Origin of the sequence: Bacillus sp. SD088 (assembly GCF_017355205.1) — a bacterium.
Classification (GTDB): domain Bacteria; phylum Bacillota; class Bacilli; order Bacillales; family Bacillaceae_C; genus Lederbergia.
In genome coordinates this window covers 1-12,477 of sequence record NZ_JADIJK010000026.1, presented here as the reverse complement: position 1 = coordinate 12,477, position 12,477 = coordinate 1, and the positions used below count along the sequence as shown (strand labels likewise).

Sequence of the window (12,477 nt, the reverse complement as noted above, 5' to 3'; positions counted from 1 at the left end):
GAGGGAAAGGGTTTCAATCCATAAATCAAAGAAAGCACCTATGCTTCCGGCACAGGTGCTCATTACGAAATTATTTGTGGCGAAGGATCATGTGTTCACAGCACATGTGTTGCTTTACCTTCGTCTTACACAAATCAGCTCATCGCTTTATAAGTATAGCATTTTTTTCTGTAAAGGTCGATTCATCTATCTACCATTTTAAGCAGAATTGCAATCATTTTTCTAAAATTTCTTTGATTCGTTTCATATCCACTTTTGGTTCTCGCGTTTCTGTTAGGAGGCCATTCACTTCTTGTTGGACATCGGTAATTTGAGTATAGCAATAACCGCTGACATAAGGAGTATCCTTAATAGCTTGTGTTATGGCTTCGAACCGCTCAAAGAATTCTTCCTCATTCTTGACCTGGTTTCCATATCCCCAGCCTTCTTCATCAGTAAATGCAATTCCACCATATTCACTAATAATAATCGGCTGCCCTTTATACTCATATCCTTTAGCAAATGCATACTTACCTTCATTAAAGGCAATTTCTTTAAGAATTTTGTCTTTATCTGCGTAGCGGTCAAAAAAGCGTTTTCCGTATTCTTCATAATCATGTAAGGTAATAATGTCAGAAATAGTATGTTCCCAACCATCATTCACAATCACTGGCCGCATTCTATCTATTGATTTTGTTAGGTGGTAAATGGCTTCTGTAAATTGCTGTTGTTGACAATCAGTGTATATATTTTTAATTCCCCACGATTCATTAAAAGGTGTCCAAGTAATGATCGAAGGGTGATTATACTGCTGCTGCACAACCTCGGTCCACTCTTCGGTGAAATTTTGAACAGCCTCATCTGAAAACTCAAATGTCGCTGCCATCTCTGACCAAACTAGCAACCCCTTTTTATCAGCCCAATACAGATAGCGTTGGTCCTCTACCTTCATATGCTTTCTTACTCCGTTGAAACCCATTTCGAACGTTTTCTCTATGTCCTCTATAATGGCTTCTTCAGAAGGAGGTGTTAGATGACTTTCTTTCCAATACCCTTGATCAAGCAATAGCTTTTGATAAATTGGAACATTATTCAAGAGTACGTTCCCATCTTCAATTGAAATTTTCCTCATTCCAAAATAGGATTGGACACAATCGATAATCTTGTCACCTTGTAAAAGGGTAAACTCGACATCGTATAAATTGGGTGTATGCGGGTTCCAATGCATAATTCTCCAATGAAACGCCTCACTCGTAAGATCAATTTCTGCTGTATGTGTCGCCCTGTTCATTTGAAAACTATATTCCGCAATCTCTGTGTTTTCAAATGTAATCTTTGTTTTTAACACTAATTCATCATCAAAGGAATCATCTGCTAATTTATATACAAACTTAACAGACTCCGTATCAATGTTTGGTGTAATTTTGACAGTTTCCAGATGCGTCTCATGCAAAAACTCCAACCAAACAGTTTGCCAAATTCCTGTTGTCTGAACATACCAACATGCGAAATTTTCTTCCACCCATCTCTGTTTTCCCCGTGGTTGGAAACAACTAAAGCTGTCCTCACACTTTATGACAAGATTGAATTCCTCTTTTTCATTTATATAGCGTGTAATATCAAACGAAAAAGCAATCTGTCCCCCCTTGTGGGAACCTACAAATTCTCCGTTTACCCATACCTTCGTAACATAATCAGCTGCTTGAAAACGCAAAATGACTTTCTTGCCCACCTGTTCCTGTGGAATGGTAACATGTCTTTGATACCAAATGTTTGGGCAAAATGCTTCTTCTCCTATTCCACTTGCCTCTGTTTCATAGGTAAAAGGTACAATAATCTGTTGATCAAAGCTCTCAGAACGATACCATTGCTCTTTTTCTCCTATATTCTGCCTATCAAAAGCAAAATGCCAATGGCCGTTCAAATTCAACCAATGCTTTCTTTCAAATTGTGGACGTGGATATTCTTTTCTCGGAATCGTTTGATTGGTCATAAAGTATTTCCCTCCCTATTCTATTTTCTATCAGGCTTACGCTTTGTAAGAAAATTGTCTTTTATCAACTGTCTCTCGATGCCACTGATCGTTAATCTTTTTAACCTTGTCTGGATCACATTTATACTGACGATCATACGTTAATAATCCGTTTTGCTCTTGCTCTACATCTGTGAATTGAGTATAACAAAATCCCATAATGGCACTGGATTGGTAAATCGCATCAATTACCCGTTTATAATCTTCTAAAAAGTCCTCTTCATTTTTTGCAGACGTGTATCCCCAACCTTTACTTCCCTCTTTGCTAAAACCAATTCCACCGAACTCTGTCAATAGGATGGGCTCACCCTTATGTTCAAAGTCATTACAATAAATCCGTCTTCTATTTTGTTCTGAAGCCAAAATTTCCTCTTTTGTGGATAATGACTTTACAAAATGTTGATATTTTTCTACTTCGTCTTTATTCCCATGAACATAGCTATGGACTCCACAAATATCTGTTTCCGTCATTTCCCACCCATCATTAGAAATAACTAACCTAGTTGGATCTAACGAATGGACCAAATGATATATCGCCTGTGAAAAATGCTGTTGTGTCCTACTTATACTAATCTCTGGAACTCCCCAACTTTCATTAATAGGTGTCCAGACAATAATAGATGGATGATTATAGTCACGGTCAATAATTTCTGTCCATTCCTTTGTTACATGCTCCACCGTCTTATTTGAATAAACAGAAGGAGAAGCAGATTCTCCCCACACAATGAATCCTAATTTATCAGCCCAATATAGGAATCTAGGATCTTCTACTTTTTGGTGTTTTCGACATCCATTGAAGCCTAATTTTTTCGCCATTAAAATATCATTGATAAAGTCATCATCTGTTGGAGCCGTCAACAATCCAGTTGGCCAATATCCTTGGTCAAGGACCAGTTTTTGATAATACGGACGATTATTTAGATAAACCATTCCATTTTCTCTATGTACTTTTCTCATTCCAAAATAAGATTGGACCTCATCAATTTGTTTTTCTCCGTCAAATAATTCGAAGGAGATATCAAATAGATTAGGCGTTTCCGGTTTCCAAGTCCAACCGACACCATGGAACTCACTTCGGTCTATTTTATTATTAAACAAGTAGAACTTTCTCCTTATTTCTTCCTCCGTTACCATCAAAATATCGTTTACAATTTCTTGTTCTTGATAAGCTATGCTCACTTTCAATTGTTTTCCTACCGAACCTTTTGAGAGATCAAACTCTACCGCAACTTCTCCACTATCTAATAGCGGTGTCATTTTAACTTGCTTGATATAACTATCCGCTACTGGTTCAAGCCAAACGGTTTGCCAGATTCCCGTTGTCCGTGTATACCAGATTGCTGCTGGCTTTTCCTTCCAATATTGTTTCCCTCGAGGAATGGTTTCATCAGTAGACGGGTCCTCTACACGGATGCTAATCTCTTCCGTTTCTCCCCATGTAACGTAATGAGTAATATCAAAGGAAAAGGGCGTATTTCCACCAGTGTGTTCACCAACAAACACACCGTTAATAAACACTTTAGTGTAATAATCCACAGCCCCAAAATGTAACAGAAGCTTCTTTCCTTTCCACTCTTTCGGAATGTCCATCTTCCGTTTATACCAGACTACATCATGAAAACCTGTCTCCCCGATTCCACTTAATTCTGATTGAAATGCAAATGGAACATTGATTTTACGAGAAAATGACTGCTTAGCTAAATACCATTTTTCTTGCTCTCCTTGATCAAGATCATCAAATTCAAAATCCCATTCCCCATTCAAGTTTAGCCACTGATCTCGTACAAATTGCGGCCTTGGATATTCACTCCTATACATTCTTAAGCCCCTTTTCTTATAAGTTTTTATTGATGCTGGCCTTTCGCTACTTTAAACGACATGTTTTTAATAATACAAATAATGACTGTCGCAAAGTATAAGACAAATCCAATAATATCAACTGTTAGATAAGAAAGCAAAGCCCAGATGGACAACCAAACCACAAGTTTTACAGGAGTTGTTTCTTGCTTTAGCTTTGTAGACAGAAAGAAATTCATAGCTCCGATCAGAATAAATACTAAGCCATAGCCGATCACAAACAAATACACACTTTGAAAGTAAAAGCGATCAGCAAATAAACTGCTTGGATTTGTCGCGGCTGGTTCAATTAGCACATTCTGTTGCATCCAAGAACTATAGTAAAATAATGTAATAGTACCTGTAATAATATTCCAGATCGAAGCTATTCTTAGTAAGGTTTTTTCAAGTTTTCTCTTTTTATTCATGTATCATCACCCTTTAAGCCCAGAAGATAGAGATAATGATTCAATAAAGTATTTTTGTGCAAATAAGAACATTACAAATGTTGGTATTAAGGCTAAAGAAGCGGATGCCATTAGTTGTCCTACAAATAGATAGTCACCGTAAATTCCTTTCAGTAACTCCAACCCAGCTGTAATTGGCATTGCATCAACATCATTAAAAACGATTGTTGGCCATAGAAAGTCATTCCACGACCCTGTAAAAGTAAATAAAGCAACGACAATTAAAATTGGCTTGATCAAAGGAATAATTATCCGGTAATAAATATAAAAATCACTGGCACCATCCATCCTTGCTGATTCATCATATTCCATTGGAATCCCCAGCATAAATTGCCGCACAAGGAAAATATTTGCCACTCCTCCAAGGCCAGGAATTACACAAGACCACATCGTATTAACCCATCCAAAGGTATCAACAATTTTATACATGGGGATAATATTCACAACACTAGGGAACATGGAGGCACATAATAATGTCCAAAAGAGTAAATTTCTTCCCTTAAACTTTAGACGCGTATACCCATATGCAGCTAGGGATACAATCACAACTACTAACACGGTATGCGTAACAGATATTAACACTGAATTTAGAAACCATCTCAGTATTGGCGCATTGGTTGTGTTTTCAAGTACAGATATATATTGATTTAAAGTCCAATTCACCGGTAATAATTGGAATCCGACCCCTTTTATCTCTGTTTCAGATTTAAAAGATGTGAAAACGCCGAATAGCAGTGGAACAACCCATATTAAAGTTAATGATAAAAGAAAAACATATGAGATGGACCTAGATATACTGATTTTTTTCACTCTATTCCCTCCTCGTACAATTATTCCATTCCTATACCGCTACTTTGTATCGTCTTTACTCAATACAACAAATTGAAAAATAGAGACGATGATCATAATCATTCCAAGAAGCATAGCCATTGCGGAAGCTACTCCAGCCACCGATTGTCCACTTCCAAAAGCAAGATCTCGAATATACATCATAGCAACCGTTGTGGATCCAGTAGGTCCTCCATCTGTCAGCATAACTGGTTGTCCATAGATATTAAAGCTTGCAAGTGTTGACATCACCAGAGTATAGAGTATGGGAAATTTAATCGATGGAATAGTAATGTAAAAGAATTTTTTCACAGGACCTGCTCCATCAATATCTGCTGCTTCAAAAACATCCTTAGAAATACTACTGAGAGCCGCCCGATAGATAATGAGGTTCCCCCCAATTCCCCACCATACTGAAACAACTAAGATTAAAATCCAGGCATGTGGTTGAGAGGTAAACCAATTCGCATCTGAACCAAAAACATTGTTAATGGGACCAAGTCGTTTATTGAACACAAGTGACCAAATTAACGCCACTGCCGAAATAGAAAATAATCCCGGAATATAGAAGATAGATTGAAAGAGACTAGTAGCTTTTACCTTTGTATTAAGTGCCAACGCTATCAATAACGGAATAATCATTAATAAGGGGACACTTATTCCCACGAAAATAAGTGTATTTTTTACCCCATTGAAAAATTGCTTATGAAACGTGGAATCTAGATTGAATAATATTTCCTTATAATTAGCAAATCCTACCCATTCAGGCTGTCCCACTAAATCCCATCTTGTAAAGGAAACGTAAGTTCCATAAACCAGTGGAAGAATCCCAAAGATAACGAATAGAATTAAATGTGGTCCAATGTAAAGTAAATGACCAAAACTTTTTTTCTTTTTATCTGGAGATCGTTCCAGTTTTTGATTTGTCATATGTCTATGTTCACTTACTTCCATAGCCTTATTTTCCTTCCTTCAATTTGTCATCAACCGTTTTTTGCGCTTGCTCCAAACCTTCATCAATATCCATTCGACCATAGATGATATCTCTTGCAACTGAACCAATCGCTTCACTTGTATTACCATAGTTAGCAAAATCAAAAATAACCATAGATTCTTTTTGCTTATCATCCTTCATAAGAAAAGATTGCGGCATTTTTTCATATTCGTCACTTTCGTATACCTCTGTACTTGCTGCATTTTGTCCTGATTCAGCCCACAACATTGACTTTTCTCGTACGAATTCTAAAAAGTCTCCTATTCCTTCTTCCACTTCTGCCTTACGCTCTTTTTTGAGTGTCGCAAACTGATGAGAAGAGCTCCAATTCACAATTTTATCTGGAGAATAGGCCGGTGTATTTGTTACTCCCCAGTTCAAGTCTTCTATATCTTTTAAACCACCTGCATACCAAGTACCATCCTGCAAGAATACGGATTCACCTGATTGAAATAGCTGACTGACATCATCGCCATCCTCTTGAGAAGCACCTGATTCAACAAATCCTTTTAATGTCTCTAAAGACTTTTTCATTTCTGGTGTATTAATAGTCGGAGTATCTCCGTCACTAATATTCCCACCATTTTGCACAGTTAAGCTCAGCGATAGCCATGTCTCTACATTCATCGGGTACGTAATTTTTCCATCTTCCTTCGCCTTGTCAGCGATTGCATTAATCTCATCAATGGTGATCACTTCATCATCAAGAGCATCGGGTGCATATTTATCTAATAGATCCTTATTATAGTAAAGGACAGAAGAATGGATATCTAATGGAACTGAGTATCTTTTCCCGTCAATATTGCCTGCTTCCCATGTCTGAGGTAGATAAGCACTTTCATTAATATTTGATTGATCTTTTAAGATATTATCCATCGGATCTAGTAAATTTTGTACAACAAACAATGGAATCCTCTCAGCATGAATAACAGCTAAGTCTGGGACATCTTTGTCCTTACCAGAATTGGTCACCGTGTAGATCTTTGTATACATATCAGGAACAACAATATTTTTGATCTTATAGTCATGTCCATCGATAGCATTATATTCTTCGACCATTTTGCTAAAGTATTCTCCATCTGCACCCGTAAAGGGATTCCATAGAATAATTTCCTTCTTTCCAAAACTGCATCCTGCTAATAATATTGGAATAATTAATAGTAAGGCAACACTAATAAGTAAACTTTTTTTCATCTCACTTGCCCCTTTGTTCGTTTTATTATTAATCATTCATATTATGGTGAGTGTTTTGGCTTCCTACTTGCAAGATTAGTAGTATCGCATATCAGTCTATGGTAATTTCTTATAAAAATCAGGAAATATTTCCTAATCTATCTGTTCTTCAACTATCCCTTTTATATAAATCGCTTTCAAATTCATCTGTATTTATATATGCTCCCCCCTCCAACTACAACCTTATAACAAGTAACGACACACCCATATATGATATGTCATCATATTATCAACTTTATATAAAGTCGTCAACATAACATTACAATATATCTTTTTATTTTTCAAAACTGTTGTCTTTTTTACTAGATGAATATCCTTCTACCAATTCAAATTCCAGGAAAAGATGATCAAGTTTACTGTCCCCATTTAATTTAGATAACAATAATTCTATTGATTTCTTTGCCATCAGCTCTTCCTTTTGTTTAATATGGGTAAACTGTTTCTCTCCTATTAATCCCTTAGGATGATCAAAACATACAATGGAATAGTCTTTTGGGATATTTTTTCCCAATTTCTTTAAGACAAATTTCAACATCAAAGCTTGTTCATATTCAGATGTTACGAATGCAGTAATTTCAGGGTATTTCAATATAAATGTCTTCAATTGATCCATATCCTCTTGCACAATTGAGCTCCATTCGGGATGTTGCTTCAATGCCGGCAAACTACTCCGAATTTGGGTCATGATATGATCAAGATTTAATTTAAGCCCTTGATGGTAAAAGGCTGTTTTAAATCCTTTCAATCTTTCCTCAATGGTAGAAGTGCCATCTAAAGATGCGGATATAAAACCAATCTCCTTATGTCCTAATCCAATTAAGTATTCTGTCAACCTTTTACTAGCGAGATGATTATCCGTCCCTACTGAACTAGCTGGGATCCCTATCAAAAATCGATCTACTAAGACAAACGGAAAATCATCAACGACTATCTGCAAAAGCGAGTGATTATAGTGTTGACCATGTACCGGGATGATAATCAATCCATCAACACCTACTTCCAACATAGAAGTAATGCTTTCTGCCTCCTTTTCGATCAACCCGTATGTCCGCTTAATTATTAGATGAATATTTAAATCAGAGCAAACTTTCTCTACACTTTTTACAAATGTCATACCAAAATCGGCGGAAAAATCAGGAGTAATAAGCCCAATCATTTTTATTTCCTTTTCTTCCCCTTGATCATCTGAAGGCTCAGGTTCCTCATTGGTTATTGACGGAATTGGAGAAACAACAAAAGAGCCCTTTCCTCGGACACGTTCAATTATATTTTGTTCAGCTAACAGATCTAACGCCTTCTTAGACGTAATTCTACTTACATGAAAAGACTCCGCTAACTCTTTTTCAGAAGGAATGCGGGCTCCATAACTAAATTCGCCATCCTTAATTTTCTCTCGTAAATCGTTATAAATTTGTTTGTACTTTGGAGTACTCATCTTTTAATCACCTTTATCATTGTAATTGTTATATGTATATAATATAACAACCGTTGTACAATGAAACAAATTGTTTTACTATTAGTAAGTTTTGGATGGTTTACTGTTCAAGACTTTACACAATACTCGTAAGTACATGGGCTCGGTGAAAAATCTAACAAATTATATACAGAGTCTTTCTGATCAACTTTTGTTAAATAAGTCTTTTTGTCTGTTAATGTAGACTGGATCTATAAGAAGAAAAAACGAGAATGCTGTTATATCAACATTCTCATTTTTTAAATTAGATGTCTTTTATTAATCAGGCTATTCAGATATTTGTACAACTACTTCCTTAAGCCTAATTCCCATTTGCAAAATAATTTCAGAAAAATAGTTCACAACTGGAACTTTCTTTATTAGCTTGGTAAACAATTCACAATTTTATTATTAACATTTATGGATTCCGAATTCCAGTTAGAGCAACTCCCTCAATAATATATTCTGACAATAATATAGATACCAACACTCTCTCCATTTCTTCTTTAGCCCTTTACAGCTGAACTAGCAACCCCTTCAATGATATACTTTTGGCCTATGAAAAATATAATTAACATCGGAACAATTGCTGCGGCTGCAGCTGCCATCATGCCATTGTAATCAATCGAAAATTCATGAACAAAGTTTTGTAGGCCAAGTGGTACTGTATACAATTTTTCATCAAGCAAAAAGACTAATGCATCTTCATAGTTATTCCAATTCCATGAAAAGTCTATAATTGCGAAGGTAGCAATTGCGGGTTTCGCTAACGGCAAGAATATGCGGAAAAATATACGAAAGTGCCCAGCTCCATCGATAAAAGCTGATTCGGCTATTTCCTTTGGGATACTCATAAAGAATTGCCTTAAAAAAAACACGCCAAAAATAGTTACAAACGAAGGCAAGATGAGGGACCAATGTGTATTAAAGATTCCAGCCCAATCAAACATAATAAATTTTGGTACAAATAAAACCTGAGGGGGAACCATCATCATGGAAAGATAAAAAACAAAAATCAATTCACGGCCTTTAAAGGCAATTTGCGCAAAACCATATGCAGCCATAGAACCAATAATTATCGCTCCGGTAGTTCCAATTACAGCAACTTTTAAAGAATTCAGATAGTACGTAATAAAACTATTTTCTCCTCCCCACACCTTTAAATGATGTTCAAACTTTGGATCTGATGGTATCCATTGAATGGGGAATTGGAAAACTTCCGCAGGTCCCTTAAAGGATGTGCTAAGCATCCATAGAAATGGAGCTATCATAAGAATTGCCAGAATGAACATAACCATTGTCATAAAGATCTTTACCATATCTATTTTCTTTTTGTTTCCCATACCCAGAACAGTGGATGGCTGCAAATTTATTTTCGTCGATTCCATACTAATCATTCCTCCCTCTTAATAATGCACCCACTTTTTCTGTCCATACCATTGAATTAATGTAACAAATAAAATAATGGAGAAAAGTACGAGAGCAATAGCAGAAGCGTACCCAAGCTCATAATAGCGAAAGGAAGTTTGATAGACGTATAAAGCCAGTACAGTTGTGCTATCTCCAGGGCCTCCGCCTGTTAATGCATGAATAAGACCAAAATTTTTAAAGGTGGAAATGAACCCCATGATTAATAAAAAGAACGTGATAGGGCTTACTAGTGGAAATGTAATATATCGTGTAATATGCCAGAATTTTGCCCCATCAATTTTTGCCGCCTCTTCTAGTTCAACAGAAACATTCTGCAATGCCGCCAGAAAAATCACGATATTAAATCCTAGTACGAACCAGACAGACATAATATTAATAGAATACATCGCTGTTTCTGTCGCAGATAGCCACCCTGGTGGGTTTGTTACGCCAAGTAGCTTCAGAAATTGATTGATTGGCCCATTACTCGGGTGAAAAAGCAACATCCAAACAAAGGCAATCGCAATACTACTTGTAATATATGGTAAAAAGAACATGGCCCGCAAAGCATTTTTCAGATAGACCAGCTTATTTAAGATCACCGCAATAACAAAGGCTAATATAACAGCAATCGGGACATGTAATAAGTAAATAATTGTATTAATTAATGTTTTGTGAAACAAGGAGTCCTTCATTAGTTGCTTAAAATTTTGAAATCCAATGAATGAAACATTGATCCCTGCCGGACCCTTCCAATCCGTAAAAGCTAGAACAGTGGTAAACACGAGGGGGATAAAGAAAAAGATAATAACCCCTAATACACTTGGCAAGATAAAAAGATAACCAATTAATTTTTGTTTATGTAACCATTTCAATGGTTTTCCCTCTTTTCATTGATACAAGAGGGGAAGCTCCCCCCCTGTATTCGTTATTTCTCTAGCTGTTCGTTATGCTTTTTCTCCACTTCTTCTATTGTCTTTTCAACAGATTGCTCTCCCAAATAAAACTTTTGTGATTCCTGTTTCAAAGTATCCGTCACCTGCAATGGAACTGTTTCTTTCACTTTACCACCAGGCAAGAACATACGCTCTAACGACTTAATATCATAGGTATCCTCCACCCCTTCTACCATGAGTTCAATGGCTTTTTCTATATTTGCATCTTTCGACGATGGAATTCTTCCTCCACTCGCTTGGTGGATCATTCCTTCATCGGCATACCATTTAATAAATTCCCAAGCTTCTTCTGGATAGTCTGAAGTGGATGAAATGGATATAGCATCCCCCAGTCCATGACCAATTTTTTCTTCACCCTCAAAGTGTGGAAAAGGAGCAAAAGCAATCGTAAAATCACGTGGATATTCCTCTAAATCATTGGACATTCGCAATATGCCTTCAAATGCGCTAAACATTGCAACCTCCCCATTTAGAAACATATGATCAGGTGCAATTCCCGTGGCAATTTGCTCTCCTAAAGCAGGTATAGATGAATCCTCATGCATCATCTCATAAAACAACTCAAATCCTTCTCTGACTAGAGGATGATTGAAATTCGAAGTTCCGTCTTCTTTTACCCATCCTTCTGTTAAGAGAGCGCTATCTATTATCGTACTGAGATCGGCATCCCAGGTAATAACTCCCCATTGCTCATCTGTTTTTAGCTTTTTAGCATATTCTTTAAACTCCTGCCAAGTCCATTCTTCAGGTATCGAAAGTCCAGCTTGATCAAGTGCATCTTTATTTAAATAGATAAAGTTCGCATTTTGCTTTGTTGGAATGGCATAATACGTATCATTAAACTTCCAAAACTGTGCCGCATCTCCCATTTTTTCTTCTACGTCATATCCATCAAACTCATTCAAATCAACAAGAAAATTAGATTGAATACGATCTTCCAGATGATTGGTGGTATATGTCATTAAAAGATCTACATTTTGCCCTGTTTGTAATGCGGTATTTAGGCGTAAATTACCATCATCATCATTTACAAAACGAGTATATTCCACCTGAACATTAGGATTTTGTTCATTCCATTCATCCACAACAGCCTGTGGTCCTGCTTCTGGTGGAACTCCTCCCCAGAATTGCAAGGTGATCACCTCATCTACATTCTCTTTGCCTTTTGAATCCACCTTCCCAGCATTTTTCTCTGAGCTACAGCCTACTGTTCCAATTATGAGAAAAAGCATAGTAAATATTAATATCTGATATTGTACTTTCATCCCCTTACCCCCTTGAAATTGTTT

At 36.6% G+C, this 12,477-nt stretch carries 10 protein-coding genes; all 10 read right to left on the bottom strand.

Annotated elements, in window-relative coordinates; translation table 11 throughout:
- Positions 1-214: 214 nt before the first annotated feature.
- Positions 215-1,972: a glycoside hydrolase family 2 protein gene (locus IPU53_RS19445; RefSeq protein ID WP_207452660.1), complete on the bottom strand. Its 1,758-nt coding sequence runs from the start codon at positions 1,970-1,972 to the stop codon at positions 215-217.
- Positions 1,973-2,008: 36 nt separating this feature from the next.
- The gene (locus IPU53_RS19440) at positions 2,009-3,829 is read right to left on the bottom strand and encodes a glycoside hydrolase family 2 protein (RefSeq protein ID WP_207452659.1); all 1,821 of its coding nucleotides are present in this window, start codon (positions 3,827-3,829) and stop codon (positions 2,009-2,011) included.
- Between the two features lie 26 nt (positions 3,830-3,855).
- Complete coding sequence (locus IPU53_RS19435) at positions 3,856-4,275, bottom strand: hypothetical protein (protein ID WP_207452658.1); 420 nt, start codon at positions 4,273-4,275, stop codon at positions 3,856-3,858.
- Between the two features lie 6 nt (positions 4,276-4,281).
- On the bottom strand, positions 4,282-5,124 hold the full coding sequence (locus IPU53_RS19430; RefSeq protein ID WP_313886533.1) for a carbohydrate ABC transporter permease: 843 nt from the start codon (positions 5,122-5,124) through the stop codon (positions 4,282-4,284).
- Between the two features lie 39 nt (positions 5,125-5,163).
- Positions 5,164-6,096, bottom strand: coding sequence for a carbohydrate ABC transporter permease (locus IPU53_RS19425; protein ID WP_242698434.1), 933 nt, complete (start codon positions 6,094-6,096; stop codon positions 5,164-5,166).
- Positions 6,097-6,100: 4 nt separating this feature from the next.
- On the bottom strand, positions 6,101-7,330 hold the full coding sequence (locus tag IPU53_RS19420) for an extracellular solute-binding protein (protein ID WP_207452657.1): 1,230 nt from the start codon (positions 7,328-7,330) through the stop codon (positions 6,101-6,103).
- A 313-nt stretch (positions 7,331-7,643) separates the two neighbouring features.
- Complete coding sequence (locus tag IPU53_RS19415; RefSeq protein WP_207452656.1) at positions 7,644-8,804, bottom strand: GntR family transcriptional regulator; 1,161 nt, start codon at positions 8,802-8,804, stop codon at positions 7,644-7,646.
- Between the two features lie 524 nt (positions 8,805-9,328).
- Entirely contained in the window at positions 9,329-10,210 is an 882-nt protein-coding gene (locus IPU53_RS19410; protein WP_207452655.1) for a carbohydrate ABC transporter permease, read from the bottom strand.
- Between the two features lie 18 nt (positions 10,211-10,228).
- A complete protein-coding gene (locus IPU53_RS19405; RefSeq protein WP_207452654.1) occupies positions 10,229-11,107 on the bottom strand; it encodes a carbohydrate ABC transporter permease in 879 nt (292 codons plus the stop codon).
- Positions 11,108-11,160: 53 nt separating this feature from the next.
- Positions 11,161-12,453, bottom strand: coding sequence for an ABC transporter substrate-binding protein (locus IPU53_RS19400; protein WP_207452653.1), 1,293 nt, complete (start codon positions 12,451-12,453; stop codon positions 11,161-11,163).
- Positions 12,454-12,477: the final 24 nt, after the last annotated feature.